The 26,961-nt window shown below is 60.3% G+C and carries 23 protein-coding genes and 1 pseudogene; 8 read left to right on the forward strand and 16 right to left on the reverse strand.

All coding sequences use genetic code 11. From position 1 onward, the window contains the following. Nucleotides 1-56 precede the first annotated feature (56 nt). Entirely contained in the window at nt 57-1,238 is a 1,182-nt protein-coding gene (locus N1937_RS07150) for an ROK family transcriptional regulator (protein WP_260058081.1), read from the reverse strand. A gap of 543 nt (nt 1,239-1,781) precedes the next feature. Next, nucleotides 1,782-2,396 carry a GNAT family N-acetyltransferase gene (locus N1937_RS07155; protein ID WP_260059070.1) on the reverse strand — a complete coding sequence of 205 codons (615 nt, stop codon included), beginning with the start codon at nt 2,394-2,396 and terminating at the stop codon, nt 1,782-1,784. A 177-nt stretch (nt 2,397-2,573) separates the two neighbouring features. Here N1937_RS07155 and N1937_RS07160 point away from each other — a divergent pair, with 177 nt between their 5' ends. The 3 genes from N1937_RS07160 to N1937_RS07170 all read left to right on the forward strand — a co-directional run bounded on the left by N1937_RS07160 (nt 2,574) and on the right by N1937_RS07170 (nt 5,762). Then, a complete protein-coding gene (locus tag N1937_RS07160; protein WP_260058083.1) occupies nt 2,574-3,911 on the forward strand; it encodes an extracellular solute-binding protein in 1,338 nt (445 codons plus the stop codon). Nucleotides 3,912-4,035: 124 nt separating this feature from the next. Continuing rightward, complete coding sequence (locus tag N1937_RS07165) at nt 4,036-4,929, forward strand: carbohydrate ABC transporter permease (protein WP_170280159.1); 894 nt, start codon at nt 4,036-4,038, stop codon at nt 4,927-4,929. Beyond that, entirely contained in the window at nt 4,929-5,762 is an 834-nt protein-coding gene (locus N1937_RS07170; RefSeq protein ID WP_020486073.1) for a carbohydrate ABC transporter permease, read from the forward strand. Before N1937_RS07165 ends, N1937_RS07170 begins: the two co-directional genes overlap by 1 nt. A gap of 57 nt (nt 5,763-5,819) precedes the next feature. Here the strand turns inward: N1937_RS07170 and N1937_RS07175 are convergent, their stop codons facing one another. The 4 genes from N1937_RS07175 to N1937_RS07190 all read right to left on the reverse strand — a co-directional run bounded on the left by N1937_RS07175 (nt 5,820) and on the right by N1937_RS07190 (nt 10,439). After that, nucleotides 5,820-7,061, reverse strand: coding sequence for an O-antigen ligase family protein (locus tag N1937_RS07175; RefSeq protein WP_260058085.1), 1,242 nt, complete (start codon nt 7,059-7,061; stop codon nt 5,820-5,822). Continuing rightward, entirely contained in the window at nt 7,058-8,620 is a 1,563-nt protein-coding gene (locus N1937_RS07180; RefSeq protein ID WP_260058087.1) for an undecaprenyl-phosphate glucose phosphotransferase, read from the reverse strand. Before N1937_RS07180 ends, N1937_RS07175 begins: the two co-directional genes overlap by 4 nt. Before the next feature lie 73 nt (nt 8,621-8,693). Further along, the gene (locus N1937_RS07185) at nt 8,694-9,863 is read right to left on the reverse strand and encodes a glycosyltransferase family 4 protein (RefSeq protein WP_260058090.1); all 1,170 of its coding nucleotides are present in this window, start codon (nt 9,861-9,863) and stop codon (nt 8,694-8,696) included. Beyond that, entirely contained in the window at nt 9,864-10,439 is a 576-nt protein-coding gene (locus N1937_RS07190) for a polysaccharide biosynthesis/export family protein (protein WP_017963818.1), read from the reverse strand. It abuts the gene before it with no gap. Between the two features lie 191 nt (nt 10,440-10,630). Between N1937_RS07190 and N1937_RS07195 the strand changes: the two genes are divergently transcribed. Next, on the forward strand, nt 10,631-12,811 hold the full coding sequence (locus tag N1937_RS07195) for a GumC family protein (protein ID WP_260058092.1): 2,181 nt from the start codon (nt 10,631-10,633) through the stop codon (nt 12,809-12,811). A gap of 4 nt (nt 12,812-12,815) precedes the next feature. On the opposite strand, the gene N1937_RS07200 is transcribed toward N1937_RS07195, so the two are convergent. Continuing rightward, complete coding sequence (locus tag N1937_RS07200; protein ID WP_170256787.1) at nt 12,816-14,054, reverse strand: GNAT family N-acetyltransferase; 1,239 nt, start codon at nt 14,052-14,054, stop codon at nt 12,816-12,818. 223 nt (nt 14,055-14,277) lie between these two features. Beyond that, complete coding sequence (locus N1937_RS07205; protein ID WP_170261173.1) at nt 14,278-14,487, reverse strand: DUF2842 domain-containing protein; 210 nt, start codon at nt 14,485-14,487, stop codon at nt 14,278-14,280. A gap of 115 nt (nt 14,488-14,602) precedes the next feature. On the opposite strand from N1937_RS07205, the gene N1937_RS07210 reads away from it, so the two are divergent. Continuing rightward, entirely contained in the window at nt 14,603-15,706 is a 1,104-nt protein-coding gene (locus tag N1937_RS07210) for a COX15/CtaA family protein (protein WP_260058094.1), read from the forward strand. A gap of 25 nt (nt 15,707-15,731) precedes the next feature. Here N1937_RS07210 and N1937_RS07215 read toward each other — a convergent pair whose 3' ends face one another. The 4 genes and pseudogenes from N1937_RS07215 to cml all read right to left on the reverse strand — a co-directional run bounded on the left by N1937_RS07215 (nt 15,732) and on the right by cml (nt 20,071). Further along, nucleotides 15,732-16,523 (reverse strand): sulfite exporter TauE/SafE family protein, encoded by a 792-nt coding sequence (locus tag N1937_RS07215; protein ID WP_260058095.1) that lies wholly within the window; start codon nt 16,521-16,523, stop codon nt 15,732-15,734. 183 nt (nt 16,524-16,706) lie between these two features. Further along, nucleotides 16,707-17,639, reverse strand: coding sequence for an N-acetyl-gamma-glutamyl-phosphate reductase (gene argC / locus N1937_RS07220; protein WP_260058096.1), 933 nt, complete (start codon nt 17,637-17,639; stop codon nt 16,707-16,709). 60 nt (nt 17,640-17,699) lie between these two features. After that, nucleotides 17,700-18,662, reverse strand: coding sequence for an agmatinase (gene speB / locus N1937_RS07225; protein ID WP_018494132.1), 963 nt, complete (start codon nt 18,660-18,662; stop codon nt 17,700-17,702). A gap of 221 nt (nt 18,663-18,883) precedes the next feature. Then, nucleotides 18,884-20,071: pseudogene (gene cml / locus N1937_RS07230) on the reverse strand (CmlA/FloR family chloramphenicol efflux MFS transporter). A gap of 377 nt (nt 20,072-20,448) precedes the next feature. On the opposite strand from cml, the gene N1937_RS07235 reads away from it, so the two are divergent. Further along, on the forward strand, nt 20,449-22,428 hold the full coding sequence (locus N1937_RS07235) for an acyltransferase family protein (protein WP_260058097.1): 1,980 nt from the start codon (nt 20,449-20,451) through the stop codon (nt 22,426-22,428). A 188-nt stretch (nt 22,429-22,616) separates the two neighbouring features. On the opposite strand, the gene rpsI is transcribed toward N1937_RS07235, so the two are convergent. From rpsI to N1937_RS07250, 3 genes are all read right to left on the reverse strand, one after another. Then, complete coding sequence (gene rpsI, locus N1937_RS07240; RefSeq protein ID WP_017963826.1) at nt 22,617-23,084, reverse strand: 30S ribosomal protein S9; 468 nt, start codon at nt 23,082-23,084, stop codon at nt 22,617-22,619. Between the two features lies 1 nt (nt 23,085). Beyond that, a complete protein-coding gene (gene rplM, locus N1937_RS07245; protein ID WP_003558420.1) occupies nt 23,086-23,550 on the reverse strand; it encodes a 50S ribosomal protein L13 in 465 nt (154 codons plus the stop codon). 291 nt (nt 23,551-23,841) lie between these two features. Next, complete coding sequence (locus N1937_RS07250) at nt 23,842-24,741, reverse strand: LysR family transcriptional regulator (protein WP_260058098.1); 900 nt, start codon at nt 24,739-24,741, stop codon at nt 23,842-23,844. A 73-nt stretch (nt 24,742-24,814) separates the two neighbouring features. Here N1937_RS07250 and N1937_RS07255 point away from each other — a divergent pair, with 73 nt between their 5' ends. Both N1937_RS07255 and N1937_RS07260 read left to right on the forward strand, forming a co-directional pair. Then, entirely contained in the window at nt 24,815-25,045 is a 231-nt protein-coding gene (locus tag N1937_RS07255; protein ID WP_260058099.1) for a DUF1127 domain-containing protein, read from the forward strand. Between the two features lie 96 nt (nt 25,046-25,141). Beyond that, nucleotides 25,142-25,972 (forward strand): enoyl-CoA hydratase, encoded by an 831-nt coding sequence (locus N1937_RS07260; RefSeq protein ID WP_026154109.1) that lies wholly within the window; start codon nt 25,142-25,144, stop codon nt 25,970-25,972. On the opposite strand, the gene N1937_RS07265 is transcribed toward N1937_RS07260, so the two are convergent. Then, nucleotides 25,973-26,809 carry a DMT family transporter gene (locus N1937_RS07265; protein WP_260058100.1) on the reverse strand — a complete coding sequence of 279 codons (837 nt, stop codon included), beginning with the start codon at nt 26,807-26,809 and terminating at the stop codon, nt 25,973-25,975. Nucleotides 26,810-26,961: the final 152 nt, after the last annotated feature.

The raw sequence follows: 26,961 nt of genomic DNA on the forward strand, positions 1-26,961 counted from the left end.
TCTCAAGTGGCCGCGCTCTCACGTTGGGCGGTTTCGGTGCCGAAGGCACTCGCTCTTCAAACTTCCCTCAATTTTACACCAAAAAGATCGTCATGCATGCGTTCGACCGCGATCCCCATTCCTCCCATCAGGGCGGCCCGGTTCCCAAAGCGACTGATCTCGATGCGCGGCGGATAAGGCGTACAGCGCGGCAGGAAACCACGGATGGCGTTTGCGAGTTCCGGTCTTGCTCCGATGCTGCCACCGGTGATCACCAGTTCAGGATCGAGAGCCGCTCCGATTGCCGCAATGGCGACCGCGACCAGCCTTGCCGTCTCTTCGATTGCAGCCGCGGCGCTTGTCTCTCCTGCACTAAACGCGGCGAAGAGATCGGCCACGGTGGATGCGTTGCGCCCGCCGAAACCGACGTAGCGGCGCAACATCGCGGCGCTGCCGACCGCACTCTCAAAGGTTCCAAGCGTAAATCCGCCAGGATCAAAAACGTCTCCGCCGATCGGAAGATAGGCGATTTCGCCGGCCGCCCCACGCGCGCCGCGCAACAGAGTTCCGTTGGCGATGATGCCCATGCCGACGCCCGTTCCGAGAGCAACGAAAGCAAAATTGCTGGTTTCGATACCGTGTCCCCGCCATCTCTCCCCTTGCGCGGCCAGGTTGACATCATTTTCAACGATCACGGGTATACCCATTCGGTCGCTGAAGACTTGCCGCAGATTGATTGCGTCGATGCCGGGGATGCTTGGCGCTACGTTGATATGTCCGGTGGCCGGATCGAGCACACCGGGACTGCCTAGAACGATGAGGCGCAGTTTGTCGGCACTCGTCCCGGCCGCAGACGCGAGTTCCACGATAAGATCGCTGAACTGATTGACGAGATGCATTCCGCCGCGCGGGTCGGTGGATACTTTGGTTTCAGCAACCACATTCCCCAACAGATCGCAAATAGCCGCAGCAATCTTGGTGCTCCCGAGATCTATAGAGACGGCCAGTCCCGCCCTGGCATTGATTTCATAGGTGATCGCATTCCGGCCCGGGCGGCCATCAGTCTGCCCGACTGGTTTCAGCCAGCCGTCATCCTCAAGGTCGCGCACGACATCGGAAATCGTCTGCTTTGACAAGCCGGTTAGCTTGGCAATATCGGCGCGAGAGATCGACCCGTTCGCGAACACGGTTCGGATGACGGCATTGGTTGAAATTTTTCGTGCGATCGGAGTCTGTGCGACAGAAGATGTCATTGCCATCCGGCTAGCTCAGTCCAATTAGTTCGGAGCACATACTTAATGGGGCGATATTGAGTTCACAACTATCGCGGCCAACCGGATTTCAATACATCGAAGCAGGCAATTTGTCTATGTCCTTGACAAATGGGAGGCCAGCTGTAGGCTTTGGATTAACGTGCGATGAAAATGCGCGATGAAATAAAGAGGGTCGAGTAGAAGTATGCGCCATACGTATCGTCTGGTTAGCCGTGCGCCCGTCAAGATAGCTCGAAGAGGAACTGGCCTAGGCCTACCTGGCTATTTCCTTATTTGCGTTCCGCCGACTCCTTGAACCTAGCTGCCGAGGATTTGCTCATGATGAAGCCCTCGATTGATAGAGCCGAGAAACCTGTTTTACTGCCGATAACGGCGCCACGCCTTCTGGCGGACGTTCATCCAGACGGGTCCGCTGATCTCGCCTTGTGCGGGGCAAGCAGCTTTGGCCGTGTGAGATTTTCGCCAATCAAGGGTTCTCGTACCTACGAGCCAGGGCCTTTCCATGCCTCGGAGAAACCAGGAAATGCTTCAACCCAATCCCTGATCAATCCGCATAGCAAAGGCGACGGAGCCGTCCCGCTCGAATTCGGAAAAGCCCAGGTGACGGTAAAAACCCTTGGCGCGTTCGTTGTTTGGGTCGACCCCGAGATGCACGGCTCCGACCCCGTGATTCCGAAGCGCTTGAAGCTCCGTGTCGATCATCCTGCGCCCCCAACCGCTTGCCTGAAGTCCGGGAAGAATGTTGATGTGAAGATGCGCCGGGTACTGGTCTTGAAGCCACGCCGTTCCGCTGCGCGGATTTTGAATTCGTTCCATCACGTCGGCGTCGCGCGGACGGGTGGGTGCCAGTCCCGCAATCTGCTGGCGGACGAACGGCCACCAGTTTGTTTGCAAGTCTCTGTCGAACCCGCCGGTGTCCGGCACCCCTACAACGTAGCCGACCGGCCGGCCGTCCTGAACGAGAACAAAGGCAAAGTCTTTGGCGAATTTGAGGTAGGGTACCGACCAGATGTAGCCGGGCAGATGCGGGTCGCTATAAAGCACGCTGGCATCCTGACCGCCATTCGCGGTTTTCAGGCAGATGTCGAAAAGAGCGTCGATATCCGCTTCAATCGCGGGGCGGATGAAGCAGCTGGTGTCCATCACTTTGCCACCTCCTGCGTGGCGCTTGGTCATTTTAGGTCGCGAGAGGAGCCGATGCATTGACGATTACCTCAGATTCGCCAGCCAGGCAAAGCTCTGGGGGAAGAAAACGTTCGGCCGGTGCCTAGCACAAGGCCTGGGCGGAGAGTGGAGAATAAACCAGATGAGGTGGAGCAGATGAACAGAACCGTGAAATCGATCAGCATACTGCCGGCATACCGATTGAAAGCAGCTGTCGCGCTTGCTGGCGCGGCGCTTTTGAGTTTTGGCCTTTCGGCAGCCGCGCGTGCTGACGACCTGGCTGTGTGGGACGACCAAACCTATGAAGGCCAGAGTGCGGTCATAGAGCAACTTAACAAGGAGTTCGAAGCTGCCCACCCCGGCGTCACGATCAAACGCACCGCCCGCACCTTTGATGACATGAAGTTGACGTTGAAGCTTGCGGTTTCGGCAGGTGATGGCCCGGTCATCACGAAGGTCAACCAGGGTGCTGGTGACATGGGGGCAATGGTCAAGGAGGGATTGCTCCTGCCGGTCGACGACTACATCAAACAATATGGCTGGGATAAGCTCCAGTCGGATTCCGTGCTTGCTCGAGACCGCTGGGAGGATGGAAAATTTGGGGTCGGTAAGACCTACGGCATATCGGGCCTCGGCGAGATCGTTGGCCTCTACTACAATAAAAAGATCCTCGGCGATGCGGGAGTAGCGCTGCCGCAAACCTTCGAGGAGCTTCTAGCCGATCTCGACAAGCTGAAGGAAAAGGGCATTGCGCCCTTCATGATGGGCTCGGCAAAGCAGCATCTGGCCTTGCACATGATCGGCGCCATCGACCAAGCGCATATCCACGCGAGCAATCGCGCCGAGCTTGACGACCTGATTTACGGCCGTGGCGGCTCCTGGAACACCAAGGGAAACATCGAATCCGCCAAACTCGTGCAGCAGTGGGCACAGGGCGGTTATTTTTTCCCCGGTTTCGAAGGCATCTCAGGTGACGACGCCGTCCAGCTTTTCATTTCCGGGCAGGGCGCGTTCCTGATCTCCGGGACCTGGTATTTCGGTGACATGCAGCACAATCCGGATATCGGCTTTATGGCCATTCCCGCCCCGAAAGGCATTTCCAAGCCCATGAGTGTCGGGGGCGTGGATCTTGCCTGGGCGATAACGAGCCTTGCCAAAACGAAGCCGACACAGGACCTAGCCGGCGCATATATCGACTATATGGTCTCAGAAAAGGCTGCTGAAACCTGGGCCAATGCTGGCTATCTCCCGGCAACTTCGCTCGCGGCTGACGCAAAGCCAAAGCTCACGCCGCTCCTCAGCTCCGGCATCGAAATGTGGAAGACACTCAACGCAAATGACGCTCTCGGCCATTACCCCGATTGGTCGAGCCCAACGATGCTGAAGACAATAGACGACAACACGCCGCTTCTCCTGTCCGGCAATATCACGCCCGAAGCCTTTGTCGATGCTATGGACAAGGATTATCAGGCCTACCTGAAGGATAAGAAATAAAGATTGCGACGCAGGTCACGGCCGTCCCCTGCGGTCGTGACCTCAGTCTCGTCGATCGAGATAAATGAACATTGCGATCGGCTTGCTGCGCGATGACCACAGCTTTGGCTTTATGGAGTACTGGATGAAACGCTCCGCACTTGATGGCTCGCAACATGCCAATTTTATCTATTTATTGCCTGGATTGCTGTTCTACGCGGCTTTTGTCTTTGGACCGATCCTCGCGGCTTTGGGTTTGAGCCTGACCAGCTGGGACGGCTTGGCCATGCCCAAATGGGTTGGTTTGGGCAATTACGCCGATCTCTTTTCTGACAGTCGTTTTTATACTGCCTTGCGTAACAATGCCGAGCTTATGATCTTCTACTGTGTCCTGCCGCTCGTGCTCGGTATCGCTCTTGCTGCTTGCGTCTGGAATCTGAAGCAACGCGAACAACTCGCCCTGCGCACATTCTTGTTCCTGCCTTATATCATGCCGACTGCCGTGTTGGGCATCATCTGGGCATGGCTCTACAATCCTGCATTCGGCCCATTCAATCAGTTTCTCAGAGCAGTCGGGTTGGGCGCCTTCGCACTCCCGTGGCTGGGAGATTTCAATTTTGTTCTTCCCGCGGTCGGGATCGTTGCCACTTGGTATTTCTTTGGTTTTTGCATGGTCATTTTCCTGACCGGAATCCAGCGCATCGACCCGTCTCTTTTCGACGCTGCCAAGGTCGATGGTGCTTCGGCGCGAAAAACTTTTTTCTGGATAACGCTGCCGCTTCTATTGCCTGAAATAAGGGTGGTTTTGCTTTTGACGGTCATAGCGTCGATCAAAAGCTTCGACCTGATTTTTACAATGACCCGGGGCGGACCCGCCAACGCTACGCTCGTGCCGAACATCTACATGTATCAGCTCGGCTTCGAGCTCAATCGGTTCGGCGCCGCGGCGGCCATCGCCATTGTCGGCGCGATACTGACATTCGTAATCAACTATGCGATTCACCGATTTGTAGGATCGCAGCATAAAGGATTGGCTTGATGAGCCGTTCATTTAACATTTCTTCCGGTCCGCTATTCCTCCGCATTGTCCTCTGGCTTCTTGCTTTCGTCACGATCATCCCCTTCCTGCTCCTGCTTCTAACCTCAATAAAGAGCAAGGCCGACGTTCTGCAGGGTGCATTCGCATTGCCGGCATATCCACATTTCGAAAATTACGTCGATGCTTGGAATGCCGGACATTTCAACATTTACTTCTGGAATTCGATCATCGTTGTCATACCCGTCGTTGCTGCAAGCGTCATTTTAGGCCTGCTGACCGGTTTTGCCTTCGCATACCTGTCATTTCCGCTGCGGCGTACGCTGTTCGCCATCCTGACGCTCGGCATGATGGTGCCGGCGGAAGCCTTCATCATTCCGCTTTATTATGAAATGCGGTATCTCGGACTGATCAATACCTATGCGGCTCTCATTGTGCCGCAGATCGCGATGTCGATACCATTCTCGACGATCTTCCTCGCCAGCGCGATGCAGCAACTGCCGGAAGAAGTTCTCGAAGCGGCAGTTCTCGATGGCGCCGGACGCTTCTATATCCTGCGCAAGATCGTTATCCCGCTCATGGTGCCGGCGATGTCGACGCTGGCGCTGTTTCTGTTCATATGGACCTGGAATGAGTTTCTCATTCCGTTCATTCTGGTCAATGACGACGCTTATCGGACGCTGCCCCTCGGCATGCTGTTTTTCCAGGGGCGTTATACCGTCAACACACCGGTTCTGACCGCCGGTGCGGTGATCGTGATTTTCCCGCTCATCCTGACTTATCTGGTTTTCCAGCGACGGTTCATTGCCGGCCTGACGGCAGGAGCGACAAAATAAACAGCCATATGCGAAGGTGTCGTTTCGGAGCCACACGCCTACTTGGACAGCAAGACGTCACGCTTCCCTTCGTCTTTGTTCGCGCTTGTGGCGCACTTCCAGCGCCGCGCAGCCCCAGACCGTGCCAAGAAGCAGATAGACATGGCGCCAGTGGTCGATATCGATGACGTTGCCGATTGTCGCATGGCCGAGAACCGAGATCCAGGCGATCATCAGGAAGGGCTGCCACGGCCGGTCGAGCAGCAACTTTCGGAAGCCGAGAGCCAGCGTCCAGAGAAGCATGCCGACATAGCTGACGAAGCCGAGCCAACCATAAGAAGTGAGCGATTTCAGCCAGATATTGTGCTCGTCCTCGGGAAACATCGTGCCGAACACCAGCGGCCCGATGCCGAGCGGGCGCTCCATCATCATGGTGAAGCCGATCCGGTGGCGCTCGAAGCGGCCGAGATGTTCGCCGTCATATTGCTGCACCAGCTGGGCGCGCGCCGAAAACAGTTCGGCGACCTTGGGGATCTGCAGCGCCACCAGCAGCGAGGCGACCAACATGATGATCGCCGCCAGCGACAGGACCAGAACCCGCAGGCGAAAAGCGCCACTGCGCTCCTTCAGCAGCATGATGAAGATCAGCAGCACCACGCCAAGCGCGAAGAGCCCCCAGGCGGCGCGGGAAAAGGAGAGGAAGATGCCGAGCGCAAGCATGAGCAGGGCGGCAGCCTTCAGCGGCGATTTCTTCAGGTCGCCGGCCAGGATGCCGTGGACGAGATAGAGCGATGGCGGCACCAGGAAGGGACCGAAGACGTTGGGATCCTGGAAGGCGCCCTTGGCGCGGTCGTAGAGCGTGAAAATTTCCGCGCCCGGAAAGGCATGGAAATAGCCGAGTGTGCCGAGCGCGGAGGTGGCGACAGCGGCAAAGGTCCAGGCGTTGAAGATCAGCGGCAGCCGCTTGTGGCTGTCCTCGATGATTGCCGCGTAGAAGACCGCCGTCAGCGCCAGAAAGGTCGACACTGCGATATACATCGGCGCCGTTGCCAGGTCCTTCATCTGCGTCAGCGACAGCATGCCGCCGATATTGAAGGTCAGCAGCAGGGCGAGCAGTGGTGCTACGCCGCGCGAAATCCGGAGGCCCAGGATGAACCAGAGGCCGATCAGCCCGGCCATCCAGAGTTCATAGGGCGCCGGCTCGTCGATCACGAAACCGGAGAGGAAGACGCCGAAGGCGACGAAGGCCGAGCCGATCAGGCGCAGCGTCATCCGCTGCGGTTGGGCGACACGGGGATATGTCGCCTCGATCGCGCTCAATAGGCGTTTTCCGTGTTGAGCAGCCGGATCGGCGTCAGGAACAGGATCTTGAGATCGAACCAGAGCGACCAGTTCTCGATGTAATAGAGGTCGTAGGCCGTGCGGAACTTGATCTTCTCGTCATTGTCCACTTCGCCGCGCCAGCCGTTGATCTGGGCCCAGCCGGTGACGCCGGGCTTGACGCGGTGGCGGGCGAAATAACCCTCGACGACATCGCCGAAGGCGCGGTCGCGCGCCTGGGCGAGAACGGCATGCGGACGCGGGCCGACGAGCGAGAGATCGCCCCTCAGTACGTTGAAAAGCTGCGGTAGTTCATCGATCGAGGTCTTGCGGATGAAGCGGCCGACGCGGGTGACGCGCGGATCGCCCTTGGTCACCGCGGCCTTGCCTGTGGGGTCGGCCATGTCGGTGTACATCGAGCGAAACTTGAAGACGTTGATGATTTCATTGTTGAAGCCGTGGCGCTTCTGCATGAAGAAGACCGGGCCTGTGGAGGTCGCCTTGATGGCGATCGCGGTTGCGAGCATGATCGGCCAGAGCAGCGCCAGTGCGACGATCGTGAAGAAGATGTCGAAGCCGCGCTTGGCAACGGAATCCCAGTCGCGGATCGGCTTCTTGAAAATGTCGAGCATCGGCACCGAGCCGACATGCGAATAGGCGCGCGGCCGGAAGCGCAGCCGGTTGGCATGCGCGGCAAGACGGATATCGACCGGCAGAACCCAGAGCTTTTTCAAAAGATCGTAGATACGGGCCTCGGCCGACAGCGGCAGGGCGATGATCAGCATGTCGATGCGTGTCAGCCGTACGAATTCGACGAGTTCGGCGACAGTGCCGAGTTTCGGATAACCGGCGACCATGATCGGCGAGCGGTTCTCGCCGCGGTCGTCGAAGATGCCGCAGATGCGGATGTCATTGTCGGCCTGCTGTTCGAGGACGCGGATCAGGTCCTTGGCCGGCTCGCCGCCACCGACGATGACGGCGCGGCGTTCCATGATGCCGTTGCGCGCCCAGTTGCGGATGGCGTAGGCGACGACAAAGCGTTCGGCTGCAAGGAAGAGCGCGCCTGCGACGAACCAAGGGATGTAGGCGTCGACCATCGCCCACGTGGTGCCGCGAATGAGCCCGAACAGGCCGACGCTCAGGAGAAGCGCGATCGTCCAAGCGGCGACGATGCGCGGCATCAGCCGCAGCTTCGCCCGAAGTGCGGGAATGGTGTAGGTGTCGGCAAGCTGCAGGCCGATAACGGTCAAGGCCGAAGCGATCACCGCCACGCCCGCCCGCACCAGCATGGAATCGTTGCCCTCGCCGGGCCAGAAATAGTGAATGGTCAGCGCAATCGCAAAGAGTGCCAGGAATTCCAGCAGCCGCAATTGCCCGATGATGATCGCGGGCGAATGAGTTCCGTCGCGGAACTGTTCGGCGATCTGGCGGGCATAGGGATTAATTTCGGTCGGGTTGGAGGAATTCTCCTGAACCGCGTCGCCGCGAACCTCGATGTCGGAGACCTGCTTGCGCAGTGCTTCCACGTCGAATTGATCGCCTTTTTCCAGCTTGTTCATGGGGCCAGTTTGTTCATGGGGCATTGTCGCTCGTTGTCACCGAGCGAAATACCAGAAAGCCCCTAAGAAATATTTACGAGGCGGCGGGCATAGCTTGGCCGGCAGCCGGGTTGACGAGCTCATGGTACAATTTCAGGACATCACGCGCCATGACGGCGGACGAAAACACCGCCTTCACCGCTTCGGGCTTCGGCATCGTCCTGGCGTGCCAGTCGGGTGTGCTCAGCGTTTCCGCCATGACGCGGGCGAGGTCGTCGGAATTGCCGGGCTCCACAAGCGCCGCGCTGTCGGCGCCGAGCACCTCGGGAATGCCGCCGACACGGCTTGCGATGATCGTCTTGCCGGCGCCGAGCCCTTCGAGCACGATATAGGGCATGGCTTCGGCGCGCGAGGGAACGACAAGGTTCTGCGCCATGGAGAAGGCTTCGTGGACCCGCATTGCCGGCAGCATGCCGATGCGTTTGCCAAGGCCGCGTTCGACCATCATCTCGCGGTAGCGGTCGCGATCCGGCCCGTCGCCGATCATCAGCGCCGATAGTGGCCTGCCGAGCAGCCGCTCGGTCTTGGCGAAGGCATCGACAAACAGATCGGGACCCTTGAGGTCCCGCAGCATTCCCACATAGATGAAATGCACGGCATCCGAGCGGGTCGGGATCGTCTCGAAATCGCGCTCGCTGATACCGTTGTAGATCAGCCTCGTCTTCGTCCGCGGTCGACCGACCTTGCGCGCATAGGTATCGCGCTCATATTCGCAGATGAAGACCAGCGCATCGGTGAAATATTCCTGCAGGCGCTCCATCCTGAGGACGAACTGTCCGCTGAGCGAGGAGCGCGAATAATGCAGGCTTCCACCATGCGCGGTATAGAGGCGGGCTATGCGATACCTGTTCACCCGCAACGCTGAGCCGGCAAGTCGCGCGAGCACGCCGCCCTTGGCGCCGTGTCCGTGCAGCACATCCGGCCGCAAACTTTTGATTTTCTTGTATGTATCCCACATCGTCGCAATATCGGACGGACTGATCGAGCGCCGGATCGGCACGCGTGTCAGGCCGAGCGAGAGATACGGACGGATATCGTCGAACAGGCTGTCCTCGTACTCGCCGCCGGTCGAGCTGTCGCAGAGGATGCCGATGTCGTGGCCGGCCTTGCTATGCTCCTCGACGAGATCGCGGACATGGCGGAAAATTCCGCCGACCGGCGACCTGAAGCAATGGAGGATGCGGAGCGGCTGCTGTGCCATCACTCAGAAAAGCCGTTCGCGAACGTAGATCGTGTCACCTGCGATGATCGGCCCTGATATGTTGATGCGGCCGGTCAGCACCTGTCCATTGATCTTGCGGGTGACATCGACCACGCGCTGGTTGGCGCGGCTGGTGAAGCCGCCGGCAACCGCGATGGCATTCTGCACTGTCATGCCGGGAACATAGGCATACTGGCCGGGCTGGCCCACTTCACCCATGATGAAGACCGAACGGTAGCGATCGACATCGATCGTGACGTCGGGATCGCGAAGATAGCCCTGCTGCAGTTTTTGGGCGATCTGCCCCGAGAGTTGCTGCAGGGTTCGTCCGCGGGCAGGGACCTGGCCGATGAGCGGGAAGGCGACATAGCCGGCCTGATCTACCGTATAGGTGTTGGTCAGGCTCTGCTGGTCGAAGACGGTGATGCGCAGTCGATCGCCGCTGTCCAGCGTATAAGGCTGAATGGTCGCCTCGTTGAAGGCCTTCGGCGCAGGCTTGTACGTCGTGCAGCCGCCCAATGCTGCGGTCATGGCTGCAAGGCTCAGGGCCAAAAGGATCTTGGGCTGGACGACAGACATCCGCTTGTGCTCACAAAAATGAAGTCGGTGCAGTCGTTATCGATCCGTTAGGGTTAATGCCCGGTAAAGGGCGCTTGCAATTTCCCGGTTTCCTTCATCGATCATCGGTCATTTTCTTGGCGAGCTTGTCATTAACCGTTGAGTTACCATGGTCGTTTACGCTTACGGCACCTTTGTTGTGGAGTAAGAGCATGTCCGGCGTAGCTCGTGATCAGGATGTGGACATAGACCTTGGCCAGTTGGTCCGTGCGGTCTGGGCGCGCCGTCTGCGGATTCTGACAATCACCCTCGTGGGGGCGGGCGTCGCCTTTGCCGGCGCCAAGATCATGTCGCCGCAATATCGCAGCGAAACACGCATCCTCATCGAACCCCGTGCGCCGGCCTTCGCCAGCACGCAGCAGATCAATGACGCCAGCGCCGGTCCGCTGATGGACGAACTGAACATCGCCAGCCAGGTGCAGCTTCTGCAATCGGCCGATCTCCTCAAGAAGGTCATCAACGACCTGAAGCTTTATAACCTGCCGGAATTCGACGATGCCGCCAGCGGCTCGGCGATGAGCAGTATCCTGGTGAAGCTGCATCTGAAGAAGAACCCGCTGGAGAACCCGCCGGAAGAGCGCGTCATCGACGCCTTCGTCGAACGCTTGCAGGTCTATCAGGTGCCGGGTTCGCGCGTCATCGGCATCAATTTCACCTCCAAGGACCCGAAGCTCGCGGCCGCCATCCCGAATGCCATGGCGAATGTCTATCTTTCGACCCAAAGCGGCGCCAAGCTCGATTCCAACTCCGAGGCGACCCGCTGGCTGGAGCCGGAGATCGAGGGCTTGCGCCAGAAGGTCAGCGAAGCCGAGAAGAAGGTCGCCGAATATCGCACGTCGCACGGGCTGTTGCAGACGAACGGCACGACCACTTTTCCGGCCCAACAATTGAACGATATCTCCGCCGAGCTGACCCGCGTGCGGGGCGATAAGGCCAATGCCGAGGCGCGGGCGCAGGCGGTGCGAAACGCACTGTCCTCGGGCGAGGCCTTCGATACGCTGCCCGACATCATGTCCTCACAGGCGATCCAGCGGCTGAAGGGCACGGAATCCGGCCTGCAGTCGCAGATCTCCGATCTGCAGACCAGCCTTCTCAACAACCATCCGCGGCTGAAAAGCCTGCGCGCTCAGCTCTCCGATATCCGCACCCAGATCCGCCAGGAGACGCAGAAGATACTGGCGAGCATCGAGAATGAATCCAAGGTTGCGGATCTGAGGGCGAACGAACTGGAGCGCCAGTCCGACACTGCGCAAGCCAACAGCGCCCGTGCCGGCGAGGACGAGGTCGGCCTGAATGCGCTGGAGCGCGAGGCGAACGCCCAGCGCCAGTTGCTCGAAACCTATCTGGTGCGCTACCGTGAGGCCGCCTCCCGCGCCGACAGCAATTCGAGCCCGGCGGATGCCCGTATCGTTTCCAAGGCCATCGAGCCGGTCGATCCCTATTTCCCGAAAGTGGTGCCGATCGTCGTCGTCGCTGCCGTCGCGACGCTGATCATCAGCGCCATCGCCATCATGCTGTCCGAACTCTTCAGCGGCCGGGCACTCCGCCCGACAGATGCGGCTCCGGAGACAATCGAGGCAGAAGCGTTCGCCGAGGAGAAGCATGTGCCGCAGGCCGCTCCGACCGTCGCTGCCGCCAAAAAGCCCGTCCAGCCGAGCATGCTTGCCGTGGTCGCGGACGAAGAGGATGTGATCGAGCACGTGAAGGCCGCCGAGGACGAGCCAGAGGACGAGCCAGAGGACGAGAATGAATTCTCCGTCGCCTCAGTTGCAGACTATCTCACTGGCAGCCGCGCACCACTTGCTATCGCGATATCTCCGACCGGTGACAATGGCTCGGCGGCGACGGTTTCGCTGACCCGCATGCTCGCCGACGCCGGCCGTCGCGTCATCCTGATCGACATGACCGGTTCCGGCTACCCCACAGAACTGATGGCCGAGGACCGGGCCGCTCTCGGTGTCACCGATCTGCTTTGCGGCGAGGCCGCCTTCGGCGATACGATCCACGGCGACCGCCTTTCCGATGCCCATCTCATCCCTCAAGGCCAGAGCGATGTGCGCCGCGCCATGCGCGGCGTCGACCGGCTGTCGTTGCTGCTCGATGCACTCGCCGCCGCCTATGACCTCGTGGTGGTCGAATGCGGTTCGGCCGATGTCGCCGGCGTCTCGCGGCTGACGCGCAGCCGGGACGTCGAGATCATCCTCTCGCTGCCTGAGGTCGAGGAAACCGTCTTTGTGGCTCTGATGACGGAATTCCAGGCTGCAGGCTATGAGCGCGTCGTGCTGATGTCCGGCGGCGAAGGGGCCGAGCAGACGCTCGGCCGGGCTGCTTGAACGGTTAGCCGATCCGTGCCCGAATGCCTTGGGCGAATTTATAGAGCTTCGGGCGCGCCTTGATGTGTGCCTTGCCGCGGGTGACGATCCGGTGTGCGGCGCCGGCGATCACACCGAACGGCGAAACCGGCAGCACCACGTCGTAGTGTGCGGTCTCGACCGGCGCCCAGGAACGCTTGTAGGTCTGGTCGCCGAGGCCGAAATCGAACAGCGCCACACCCTTGCCATGCAATCCCGAGATAGTCTGCCAATAGAGGAATTCGCCGGGGCTCGTATCCGGCACGAGCTCTTCATCGATCGCCCCGAACTGGCAGATGATGTGGTCACCCTTGCGCGAAATGCCTGAAATCGCGGCGATCTTACCCTCAAGCTCGCCCTTGAGCCGGAGCATATGCATCTGCAGCCCGAAGTACTGCCTGGTGTCATCCCGCTTGTCGATGAGACCGTGTAGGAAGGCCTGCGTTTTCCTTTCGGCGAAGACGTCGGGAAGGCCGAGGCTGGCGAAGCGGGCGCTCTTCAGCCGGAAGAAGATATCGAGCAGGCTATGCTGTTCTTCTGGTGTCTCGGGAATGACGTATTCGAACCCGCCGGCCGCCTCGAAGCGCTTCGACTGAACGCGGAATTTCTTGCGCCGGTTCTTGGCATTGAGTTGCTTCAGCGTGTCCTCGAAAGCGGGAAGGAACGGCAGCTGATAGGCGTGATTCTGGTTGTGCACCATCGGCAGCCCCGCGAGCGGGCTCTCGCGCCCGCGCCATTCCACCGGAATGTTCTGCAGCAGCAGGAGATCGGCGCGGCCCTTCAGTGCACGCTGGAGCTGGCCGGCGAACTCATGGGAGTCGATGGTTCTGCCGGCTTCGGCAAAGCTTTCTGCGAACAGGCCGGTATTGATATTGCTGTGATCGGCGGCGATGAATTTCGCTGTCGTGAGCCCGCGAGACTTGACGATCTCGACCGGCAGAATGAAGGCAGTCTGGCCGGCGTGGACGCCTTTGAGGATCGCAAGCGGCCGCTGGAAAGCGCTCACCCAGGCGGCGCACCAGTCGTAGCTCTGATGGAGTGATTGGAGATTGTCGCGCTCCAGCGCCCGCCATTCATCCTCAAGCAGCGGCATCGTGTCGAAGACTTCGATGTTGATTTCAGCCATGGCGAGTTTCATGCTCAGCTGGCGCAGGCGCGAAATGGCCATGTCGGCCAGCGCCTTGTCGGATGGCTGTTCATGGACGTCGAGCTTTTGCGTCTGCACGGTTTTCTCCGGTCAAGAATGCTGAACGGGAAGGTAGATACGGCAGACGTATATTTGGTTTAACCGCACGCGATGGGCGAGGTTTTCCGCAGATCACGGTTATTCGGCCGTTAATGCCCCTGAAGTATGCGCGCAAAAGCGTGCAGCGGTTTTTGCGACAACGACATGCGTAAAAGCAAAGACCTGAAGCGCAACAAGCGAATCTGAAAGATCGCGACGCGCTTTAGCGCAGCGGGGGGCCGGCCATCCATTTGATGATCACCATCGCCGGCAACACCCATAGCAGTCCGGTGAGCAGGAAGTAGAGGAGATGTCCCCACCACGGCGCGCTGCCGAGCGTTGCCACCGCGATCGTATTCGCCACCAGCGCATAGACGAGCACGAGCACGATGATGAGGATCGTGCCGATGAATTTGCGGAGGCGGACGGGCATCGGTTATCTCTCGGCATGGACGGGTCGAACCGGCGCGACGGCATGCCGCAAAGGTTCGGGGCTTGTTTTGCATGAGCCGGTGGGGCAAATCAACTGCCGGATAGAAGGAGACATCATGGCCGTCGCAAACCTGACCACGGAACAGGCGATCCTGAGCGAAGTGCGCAAGCAGAACCGCGACCGCCGCGCCTTGCGCCTCTGGCTCGGTTTCGTGATTTTGGCGCTGTTCTGTCTCGTGCTCGTCGGCGGTGCCACGCGGCTGACCAATTCCGGCCTGTCGATCACGGAATGGAAGCCGATCCACGGCGTCATCCCGCCGCTGTCGGCTGCCGAATGGGAGGAGGAATTCCGTCTCTACCAGCGCATTCCTGAATTTCAGCAGCTGAACAACTCCATGACTGTCGATGAGTTCAAAGGCATCTTCTGGTGGGAATGGGCGCACCGGCTGATCGCCCGCGGTATCGGCGTGATCTTCGCGCTGCCGCTCATCTATTTCTGGCTGACGGGGCGGATCGAAAAACGTCTGCGCTGGCCGCTCGTCGGCATCCTGGCACTCGGCGGCCTGCAGGGTTTTATCGGTTGGTGGATGGTGTCCTCGGGCCTGTCCGTCCGCACCGACGTCAGCCAGTACAGGCTGGCGACGCATCTCGTCATGGCCTGCCTGATCTTTGCCGGCTGCATGTGGATCATGCGTGGTCTCTCCAGACATTCCGACGATCCGGCGCCGACACGAAGCTCGCGCGGTTTTGCCGCCGCGATCGCCATTTTTGCGCTGTTCCAGATCTATCTCGGCGCGCTGGTGGCGGGCCTCGACGCCGGTTTTTCCTACAATACCTGGCCGCTGATGGATGGCGCCGTCATTCCCTCCGATCTGCTGATCCAGCAGCCCTTCTGGATCAATGCCTTCGAGAACCCGAAGACGGTGCAGTTCATCCACCGCATCGGCGCCTATACGCTGTTCGCACTGACGCTGATCAACATGGTAATCGCCCTTCGCGCAGCACCTTGGACCACCCATGCACGTCGCGCCGTCCTGCTCTTCGTGCTGGTGACGCTGCAGGCAGCGATCGGCATCGCGACGCTGCTGATGCAGGTGCCGCTTCACTGGGGCCTGCTGCACCAGGCCGGTGCGCTTGTGGTTTTCGGCTTCGCCGTCGCCAACTGGCGCGGCTTTTACGGCGAATATCCGCATGGAACGATGATCGCCGAACGCGACTGAAGCGAGCGGCGTTCTCGGGGCGGATCTACCGCAGCACGCCGTCGAGCAGCGGCATGCCGATGATCGCGGCGGCGGCGATCAGGATGTAGCAGGCGATGCGGAAGGTCTGCTCCTCGGCAAGCCCGAACAGTTTCGAGCCGCCGTAAAGCCCGACCGCATAACTCGGCAGGATGACGGCGGTGAGCGCAAAGACGGCAGGTACGAACAGTCCGCCGACATAATAGCTGATGGCGCTGAAAACGGACGAGATCGAGAAGTAGAGCACGACATTCGCCCTGACGCGGGTAAAGTCGCTTTTGCCGCCGAGCCAATAGGCGACGACCGGCGGTCCGCCGAGCTGCGCGGTGCCGCTGAAAAGCCCGGCGATCAGGCCGATGCCGCAGGTCAGCGGCGCGGACGCCTCCCCGTGATAGCGCCATCCCGATACCAGTAGCGCAAGCAGGCAGATGGCTATGATCGTGATACTCCAGCGCAAGAGCAGCGGGTCGAGCAACGCCAGTATCGCCGTGCCGGCCGGCACGCCGAGGGCGGCCCCCGCCGCCATGACGAAGACCTCGGGTCGGTTGGCGCCGCGCCAGGCGGAAGGGATCATCCCAAGCGCCGCAATGCCGTCGATGACGAGCAGGATCGGCGAGATCAGCTTCGGCCCAACGATCGCGCCACCGAGCGGAATGAAGATCAATGCGGCGCCGAAGCCCGAAAAGCCGCGGGCAAGCCCGGCGATGAAGGCAAACGCCATCAGCGCATAGATGCCATGATCGAGCAGGGCGGTGGCAAACCATGCGCCTACGCCAGCGATAAGCGCATCGAGCGTCATGACGTCAGGCTCCGTGATTCGGGATTGGTAGCGAGGAAGGGTCCGGTTTCATAACCCAATCGTCATCGATGATCGAGCGCGAAAGCGATGCTGCGACCGCCGATGCGAGCGGCCGCGGGAAAGGTCATGATGAAGAAATCGACACAAAGCTCGAGCGGCATCCATGTCGCCGCCGATCGCGCATTACGAGGCGAGCATCAGGTCCATGTTCTGCACAGCAGCGCCCGAGGCACCCTTGCCGAGATTGTCGAGCAGCGCCACGAGGTTCACCTGCGAAGCACCTGGCGTACCGAAGACGAAGAGCTTCATCGTGTCCTTGCCTTCGAGCTCGACGGCGTTGACCCGGGGCAGGGCCTTGCTTTCGGCCAGCGGCACGACACTGACGATATCCTGGCCGGCATAATGGGCGACGAGTGCGGTATGAATGCTCTCCATCGTCGTGCCCTCGGCGAGATCGTCGAGATGCAGCGGCACCTGCACGATCATGCCCTGGGCGAACTTGCCGACCGACGGCGAGAAGATCGGTGCGCGATCGAGCAAGCCGTGCACGGTCATCTCGGGCACGTGTTTATGGGTGAGCGGCAGGCCGTAGAGGAAATGCGGCGCGGTGATCGCATCCGGGTGATCCGGGTTTTCCATCTGCGCGATCATCTGCTTGCCGCCGCCGGTATAGCCCGAAACCGCGTTGACCGTAACCGGATAGCCGTCCGGCAGAATGCCGGCGGCGCGCAGCGGCCGAATGAGGCCGATCGCTCCGGTGGGATAACAGCCGGGATTGGCGACGAAACGGGCGGCTCTGATTCTGTCGGCCTGTGCGCCGTCCATTTCGGCAAAGCCATAGGCCCAGCCGGGATTGACGCGAAAGGCGGTCGAGGTGTCGATGACGCGCACATTGTTGTTGGCCGAAACCATCTGCACGGCTTCCTTCGACGCGTCGTCGGGCAGGCAGAGGATGGCGATATCGGCGCTGTTCAGCATGTCCTCGCGCATCGCGGCGTTGCGCCGCTCTGCTTCGGGAATTGACAGAAGCTCGACATCGCGGCGGCCGGCCATACGGGTGCGGATCTGCAGACCCGTCGTGCCGTGTTCGCCGTCGATGAAGATTTTCGGTGCCATGTTAAACCTGCGCTTTCAATGGGTTCTGAAGGTTTCCGGATTCAGTTTGAGGATGATAAGTCAGCCTTGTGACACGGCGATGGCGCGTCGCTCGGCATGAAGCCCCAGCATATACATCGCCACCGTTGCCCCCGCAATGGCGGTAATATCGGCATGATCATAGGGCGGCGACACCTCGACGACATCGGCGCCGCGGATATCGAGCTGGTGCAGACGCTGCAGCACCGAGAGGATCTTGGCGCTCGACGGCCCGCCTGAAACCGGCGTGCCGGTGCCCGGCGCAAAGGCAGGATCGAGGCAATCGATATCGAAGGTGAGATAGGCCGGCGCCCCCCGCGTATGGGAGATGATCGCCGAGGCGATATCGCTGGCGCTCATCTCCTCGACCTGATGACCGTAGAGAATATTGACGCCGCAATCCTCAGGCGCGTGGGTGCGGATGCCGATCTGAATGGAGCGGTCGGGATCGATGATGCCTTCGCGGGCGGCCCGCGCCACGAAAGAGCCATGGTCGATGCGCCGTTCCTCGTCGAACCAGGTGTCCTGATGCGCGTCGAACTGCACGAGCGCCAGCGGCCCATGTTTTGCTACATGGGCTTTCAGCAGCGGCCAGGTGACGTAATGATCGCCGCCGAGCGTCAGCAGGAAGGCGCCGCTGTCGAGGATGACATTTGCCTGGCGTTCGATAGCGGCTGGCGTGTCTTGATGATTGCCATAATCGAGCAGGCAGTCGCCATAGTCGATCACGGCCATTTCGGCGAAGAGGTCGCGGTTGAAGGGATATTGCGCATCATTGTCGAAGATCGCCGAGGCGCGCCGGATCGCCTGCGGCCCGAAACGTGTGCCCGGCCTGTTCGATGTCGCGGCATCGAAGGGAATGCCCCAGACGGCGACGTCGACGCCGGCGAGCTCCTTGGTGAAGCGGCGGCGCATGAAGGACAGCGCGCCGGCAAAGGTCGGGTCGCTGGCAGCGGAGGTGAGGCTGGTCGCCGTGAAGGCGTGGTCAATCGATCTGTTCGCCAAGTCATGCTCCTTTTTCGGCCGCAAAACCATAGTCGCGTTCGATGCGGACTCTGCATTGCAGGATTGCCGTTCGACGCGAGGTGTCGGCGGCGGGTCTCTCGCGAAGGAATTGGCCGATCCTCTGCGCGCAGAAAGGGGTAGGCGAGGTGCGGACGGATTTCAAGCAATCGTTCGGACGACGGCCGCTCGTGATCGTCGAGCGACCGTCATTCGCCCGCTGCCTATCGGGCCGGCTCCCACAGGCACCACAATCCAGCCAGCGTCGTCAGCGCGGTCGCTGAGATATAGCCCGCGAGCGGCCAGGCATTGTCGCCGCCGAGCAGAATCACAAAGAAGGTTCCGGCAAAGCCGACGATGATGCTCTGGACGCAGAAATAGAACGCGACCGCCGTTCCCGCCGTGTCGCCAAAGGCGGCGAGCGCGCCGTTGGCCGTGACCGCCGTTGCAAGGACGATGCCGATTGCGATGATCCACATCGGCACGACGAAGCTGACCAGGGAAGGCTGCAGAAACAACTCTCCGAAGACAAGCAGCGCGGCGCCGAGAAGCAGCACTGCCATGCCTCTGGCAAGGCTGCCTGCAATGCCTCAGCGCATCACGAAGCCTTTGGCGAAACGCGCCATCACGATCATCACCAGCGCCACCGTAGCAAAGACGAAGCTGAAGCCGATGCCGGAGAAGCCGGCTTCGTCGATCAAGATACGAGGTGCCGTCGAGAAGAAGACGAAGAAGGCGCCCATCGCCGTGCTGAAGCCGCCCGTATAAACCCAGAAGGGAAGGCTTGTAAGGATCGGGCGGACATCGATCTTCGCGGTAACGGCAGGGCGGGTTTCGTGCCACCGCATGCTGGCGTTGAAAAGCGCGGTGATGGAAAGGAGACCGATGACGAGGAAGATGGCGCGCCAGCCGAAGCGATCCGATATCAGAGCTCCAGCGATCGGACCCAATGCGGGCACGAACGAGAGAATGGAGCCGAGAAGGCTATAGATCGTGCTGCTTTCGGGACGCCCGCCGTAGACGTCACGCACAGTTGCGAAAGTTGCGACGAGGGTCGCCGACGCGCCGACTGCCTGCAGCAATCTCAAGACCACGAAGAGCGGCGCCGACGAGGAGCCAGCAAGCAGAAAGGATGAAGCGGCAAAGAGTGCAGCACCTCCAAGCAGGACAGGCCGTCGTCCGATAATATCGGAAATTGGGCCGAAGACGATCTGGCCGACACCGAGCACGATCATGTAGAGGCTGAGGGTCAGTTGGATGATGGCCGGCGAAGTGCCGAGTTTCTCCGGCATCATCGGCACGATCGGCAGATAGATATCCATGGCGAACGAGGCCAGGATGTCGAACGGTGCCATCAGCAGCAAGGCTGCCGGCAGGGAATAGGTCCAGTGCTGGATTTTGGGATAAGACATGGGAAAGAACCCGCTCAAATGATTTCATTCGGCGGCGATCTGTCTCTTCATCGGTATCGGGATTGACCGGACAGACGCCGCAACAACAGGACAAAGTTGTTGCGGCCTATTTGTCTGCGGACTTGGTTGTTCCCATCATGCGCCCCTGACTGCGGCTCCGCTCATTCCCGAAGCGCTTTCCATCTGATTAGCAATGTAGCTGGGGTTCGGCAACAGTGCCTCTTCCTCTTGCGCGGCAATCTGGTGAAATCAGTGGTTTAGTCGAAATTTTTCTAAAAGTTATACTTGTATAAAATTCCGCGACTGCCTATGCGAGGTGGGGTTGCAGATTCGCTCCTTATAGCCGGCAAGAACATTATACTTTTGGGAATATTTAAGTGATTTACCGAAGAGAGATTGACGGCCTGCGGGCGGCCGCGGTGATGCCCGTCATTCTTTTTCATGCGGGCTTCAGTTTCTTCAGCGGCGGCTTCATCGGAGTCGACGTTTTCTTCGTGATCAGCGGCTTTCTGATCACCTCGATCATTCTTGAGGAGATGCGCAACGGCACCTTCTCGCTGGCGGCATTCTATGAGCGCCGCGCCCGCCGGCTGCTGCCGGCCCTATTTCTCGTCATCCTGTGCTGTCTCCCCTTCGCCTGGTTCTGGGTCATGCCGGAGGAATTTCGTGCCTTCTCCGACAGCCTGATCGCCACCAGTCTTTCCGGCGCCAATTTCCTGTTCTGGTTCGAGAGCGGCTATTTTGCGCCGGAGGCCGGAGGGGTGCCGCTGCTCCACCTCTGGAGCCTCGCCGTCGAAGAGCAATATTATATGTTCTTTCCGCTGCTTGTCATGTTCATGTGCAAGCGCCGGCGGAACTGGCTGTTCGCGGCCCTGGTTGTAATCGCCTGTGCCAGCCTTGCCTATAGCGAGTGGGCGTCGCGCGCCTTTCCCTCGGCCAATTTTTATTTGCTGCCGTCGCGGGCCTGGGAATTTCTGGTCGGATCGATCTGCAGCTTGCTAGAGATGAAGGGGCAAAAGCGCGGCAGCAATCCGCTGTCGCTCCTCGGCTTCTGCATGATCGCCTTCTCCGTCTTCTATTTCGACGAGACTTCGGCCATTCCGTCCACGCTCGCCCTGGTTCCTGTGGTGGGCACGATGTTCGTGCTGCTTTTTGCGCAACAGGGAACCTTGGTGGCGGCACTGCTTTCGACCCGTGTTTTCATCACGGTCGGGAAGATCAGCTACAGCGTCTATCTCTGGCACCAGCCGCTTTTTGCCTTTGCGCGTATCCGCAGCATCGATCCGCCGCCGATCACCGAGATGGCCGTGTTGGCCTGCTTTTCTCTCGTGCTCGGCTATTTATCGTGGCGTTTTGTCGAGCAGCCGTTCCGCAGGAGCAGGCACCGATTGCTGCCGTCCCGCCGCGGCCTGGCCGCATCGGCATCGGTGATTCTTGCGGCCCTTACCGCCTTCGGGCTTTACGGCCATGATACGCGCGGTATCCCCTGGCGGCTTCCGGAACCGATCAAGAAATTTATCGCCGAGAGCGAATGGAGCAAGAACTGTCTTATCGAGAGCGGCTCGGGTTGGGATGAGATGCCGATCAAGAGTTGCATATTCAATGGCGGCCACGCGCAGACATACGCAATCCTCGGAGATTCTCTGGCATCGGCGCTGACGCCCGCGCTCACCAGCCGCCTGGACGGTATGGATATCGGTCTGCAGCAGATTACGCATAGCTTCTGTGCGCCGGTCGTCGATGTTTCGATGGTTCCCCGGTCGGCGCGCGAATGCGGTGCCTTCAACGCCGCGGCCATCGATTATCTCATCAACAGCAAGGTGAAAACGGTCTTTCTCGCCGCTTCCTGGCAGGTCTTTTTCGAGCAATCGAGATACGTGTTCAAGGGCGAGGAAGTCGCGACGTCCGACGTAAGTCAGAGGTTGAGGGATGCTTTCGACAAAACCGTCGGTCAGCTCACATCGGCCGGAATCCGCGTCGTCATCATCTATCCTCATCCGCGAGGCGACACAGAGATCGCGGCCAAGGTCGCCAAATTGATGCACAAGGGCTTGCCGGCACCGACCGTCACGATCGCGGAGGATGAATTTCGCCAGCAATCATCGCCCTCCTACGCCTATCTCGACGATCCCAAAGACAGGGAGATCCTGCGCGTCGATCCGGCCAGGATCTTTTGCGGGATAGAGGCGGGGCGATGCGATTTGGCGCGGGACGGCAGGGCTTTCATTTTCGACAAGGTGCATTTCACCCCGGCAGGAGCGGACGCCGTCGCCGACGAAATTCTGATCGCCCTCAAGCGAGACGATATGGCGGCTGAGCCCGGCGTGGCGGCGCTCTCTTCCGGCCATTTCCAATAGAGAAACTCAACGGGCTGTTGCAGGCGTCCTTTGCGCGTCTGAGAAGGCGAGCTGCGCCGCAGGAGTTGGGTAAAAGACAAAAGGCCGGCGCTGTTTAGCGCTTCCTTGAAAAGCTGAACCGCGCCAACAGCACAAAACAAAAAGGCCGGGTTGCCCCGGCCTTCGTAAATCCCATCTGTCCGAAGCGATTAACGCTTGGAGAACTGGAACGAGCGGCGGGCCTTTGCCTTGCCGTACTTCTTGCGTTCGACGACGCGGCTGTCGCGGGTCAGGAAGCCGCCCTTCTTCAGCACCGCGCGCAGGCCCGGTTCGAAGTAGGTGAGCGCCTTGGACACGCCATGGCGAACGGCACCGGCCTGGCCGGAGAGGCCGCCGCCGGCAACGGTTGCGACGATGTCGAACTGGCCGTCACGGGCAGCCGCGACGATCGGCTGGCGCAGGATCATCTGCAGCACCGGACGTGCGAAATATTCCGCGAATTCCTTGCCGTTGACGGTGATCTTGCCGGAGCCCGGCTTGACCCAGACGCGGGCGACGGCGTTCTTGCGCTTGCCGGTCGCGTAGGAGCGGCCGAGCGAATCGACCTTGCGGACGTGGGCCGGAGCAGCAGCTTCGGAAGCCGTGCCGAGATCCTTCAGGGAGGAGAGGTCAGCCATATCAGGCGCTCCTTACGTTCTTTTTGTTGAGCGCGGCAACGTCGAGGGCGACCGGCTGCTGGGCTTCATGGGGATGGTTGGAGCCGGCGTAAACGCGCAGGTTCTTCATCTGGCGACGGCCGAGCGGGCCACGCGGAACCATGCGTTCGACGGCCTTTTCGAGGACGCGCTCCGGGAAGCGGCCTTCGATGATCTGGCGTGCACTGCGTTCCTTGATGCCGCCGGCATAACCGGTGTGCCAGTAGTAGACCTTGTCGGAATACTTCTTGCCGGTGAAAACGACCTTTTCGGCATTGATGACGATGACGTTGTCGCCGTCGTCAACGTGAGGCGTGAAGGTTGCCTTGTGCTTGCCGCGCAGGCGCATAGCGATGATGGAAGCGAGACGGCCAACGACCAGCCCTTCGGCGTCGATGATCACCCACTTCTTCTCCACCTCTGCAGGCTTCTGGGAGAAGGTTGCCATAGTGAATACTCTCTTTTGGGACCCTTGGCCCGAAGGCTTGAAGGGCGTTTCTTGTTGCTTGGATTGGCAGGCTTGAGGCATGCCAAAAAGAAAGCAGCCCGGATAGGCTGCGTTCTGGCGCGGTGTATAAAGGGAATGTGATATTCGGTCAATATCGACTTTCTGAGGGATCGGAAAAAAGAATAGGTGAAAACAATGAGTTATGTAGATGGTATTATAATACCTCACATTTGTCGGCCGCAGATCTGCCGTGTTTGGCCTTTTCCGCGTCGCTTTCGGCCGAAGGCCGTTTTAATCCTCGAACTCGCGCAGGCATTTGATCATTTCGCGAAGGCCGCGGGTCAGATGTTTGTCGCGGCGCAGAACCATGCCGAGGCGGCGCGTGAGCCGCGGGTTCAGCGATGAGGTCGTCACGAGGCCGGCGCGGTCGCGCTTCAGCGCCAGCCCCGGCAGGATCGACCAGCCGAGCCCCACGGCCACCAGTTCCTTGATCGCCTCGATGCTGCCGAACTCCATCGCAGGTCGGATCCTGGTATCCGGTGCAGCCAGCCACGCGTCGATTGCCCGCCTGGTATTGCCGCCCTCATAAAGCAGCAGCGTCCGGTCGCGCATGAAGGCGGCGTCCGGTCCGCCGTCGGGCATGAGACTGCCCGCGGGGGCAACGGCCAGCAATTCCTCCTCGTAGAACGGTTCGATCTCGAAGTTGCGTCCCGATGCCGGCAGGGCGACGACGGCGATATCGAGGCTATTGGCCTCCAGATCGCGCAGAATATCGTCGGCATCGCCGATGCGCACGGTGATTTCGAGGCCGGGCATGGATTTTCTGGCAACGGCGATGGCGCGAGGAAGCAGATGGATCGACGCCGTGCCGCCACTGCCGATGCGCACGCGGCCGCTGGCTCCATCTCTGTACGGCATCATCGCTTCTTCCGCGGCGGCCGATTCCTGGAGCAGCCGCTTTGCATGCACGAGCAGGTCGAGGCCTGCCGCGGTCGGCTGCGCCCGCCGCCCGACACGCTCGATCAGCCGGACGCCGAGCCGCTGTTCGAGCCCCTTGACCTGCAGGCTGACGGCCGGTTGCGTCAGGCCTTCCTTATCGGCCGCAGCCGTAAAGCTTCCGAGATCGGCGACGTTGACGAAGGCGGCAAGCTGATCGAGGTGGAGAGGCATACAAAAGAATTCCTTATGCATATCATAATATCCATAAGCTTCTTTCGCGGCATCTTCCAGCGCATCTTTCATCCGTTGAAGAAAGGAAGAAGAGATGGCCCTGGAATTGAGCGGGATCCTTGACACACCTCGCGATATCGTTCGGTCGAGACTTCGCGGCATGGCGCGCTGGAGCCTGCGGCTGCTGATGACGATCGAACATCACCTCGAAAGGCGCCGCAGCCGCGGCACGCTCTTAGAACTCACCGACGATCAGCTTTGCGATGTCGGTCTGACCCGTGCGCAGGCGCGGGCCGAGACATCGAAGTCATGGTTCTGGTCCTGACGGCAGCGGCCCATGCGTGAAGAGCGGATCCTGCTCGAAATTGCCGGCGCCTTGTGGCAAAACGTCTGACTGGAATCGAGCGCAGGGAGCAGCATCATGGCCGAAATCGTATCCTTCCCGGACGCAGCCGGAGCGGAGGGGGGCGGACTGCTGACCCGCTCTCTGCGCGACGGCGTGCTGCGGCTCGTGCTCGATAACCCGCCGGCCAATGTGCTTTCGATCGCTCTTCTCGAAGCGCTGATGGAAGAGCTCGATACGGCCGGAGCGGAGCCTGATGTGCGTGTCGTCGTCATCGCCTCGACCGGCAACGTCTTTTCCGCCGGACATGATCTGAAAGAGCTGACGGCCCATCGCGGCGATGAAGATCAGGGTGCCGGTTTCTTCGAAAAGACCTTCCGGCTCTGCGCCGATCTGATGCTGAAGATCGCCCATCTGCCGAAGCCCGTCATTGCCGAGATCGATGGGCTGGCGACGGCTGCAGGCTGCCAGCTCGTTGTCTCCTGCGATCTGGCGATCTGCACGGACAGTTCGACATTCTGCACGCCGGGAGTCAACATCGGCCTGTTCTGTTCGACGCCGATGGTGGCCGTTTCCCGCGCCGCGCACCGCAAGCAGGCAATGGAGATGCTGCTGACCGGCGAGACGATCGACGCCTCGACCGCCAAGGATTTCGGCCTCGTCAACCGTATCGTGCCGAAGCAGTATCTGGCGCAGGTGGTTTCCAAATATGCGGCTGTGATCGCCAGCAAATCGCCGCTGACGCTGAAGATCGGCAAGGAAGCCTTCAACCGGCAGCTCGAACTGCCGGTGGAGGCGGCATATGATTATACCGCCGGGGTGATGGTCGAGAACATGCTGACGCAGGATGCGCAGGAAGGGATCGGCGCCTTCCTCGGCAAGCGCAAGGCCGAATGGACCGGTGAGTGATCACGCCAGTTTCAGAACCAGCCCACCGATGGCGATGACGACGCCGGCGACGTAGCGCCAGATGCTGGCTTTTTCCTTGAAGACGGTGATCGAGATCACCAGCGCAAAAAGGATCGCGGTTTCGCGCAGGGCTGCAACGGTCGCGACCGGGGCTTTCGTCATTGCCCAGAGTGCGAGCCCATAGGAAGCGATCGAGCCGGCGCCGCCGATGAGACCGCGCCACCAGTTGCGGCGAACGTGACGCACGACTGCGAAAGCGCCGCGCTGCGACACCGCCCAGGAAAACAGCAGTACCGGCGGCAGCAGGGACATCCACAAAGTGTAGGAAACGGCATTGCCGGAGATGCGCGCGCCGACGCCGTCGACATAGGTGTAGCTGGCGATGACGCAGGCATTGGCAAGCGAGAGGACGACGGCGCGGCGGCTGCCGCGTCGCGCCTCCAGGGCGAGCGTCAGCACACCGGCGCAGATTGTCATTGTGCCGGCAAGAGCGCCGCCGGAAAGATTTTCCTTGAGGATGAAACCGCTTGTCGCGGCGATCAGGAGAGGAGCACAGCCACGCATCAGCGGATAGACGAGGCCGATATCGCCTGCCCGATAGGCGGCGGCGACCAGCTGGAAATAAGCGAATTGCAGGATGGCCGAGGCGCCGATGAACGGCCATGCTGAGGCGTGTGGCAGCGGCAGGAACGCCAGGAACGGCAGTGCCGAAACGGCGCCGCCGGCAGAGATCAGCGCCGCATCCAGGGATTTATCGCTCCCTGCCTTGACGATGGCGTTCCATGTCGCGTGCAGCAGTGCGCCGAAGAGAACGAGCAGGATAACGTCGAGAGGCAAGGGAGTAAGTCCGGAGAGGATGAGAGGAAGCGGAATACGCCTCGCCTTCGGCGTCTCAAATTTCTGAAAAGACAACTGGGATTTGCACGAAAACGTGCGGCTGCGGTCGCTTATGCGTTCATATGTCGAATAGCATCCTTTCAGGATGTGAA

This window comes from Rhizobium sp. WSM4643 (genome assembly GCF_025152745.1).
Classification (GTDB): Bacteria; Pseudomonadota; Alphaproteobacteria; order Rhizobiales; family Rhizobiaceae; genus Rhizobium; species Rhizobium leguminosarum_I.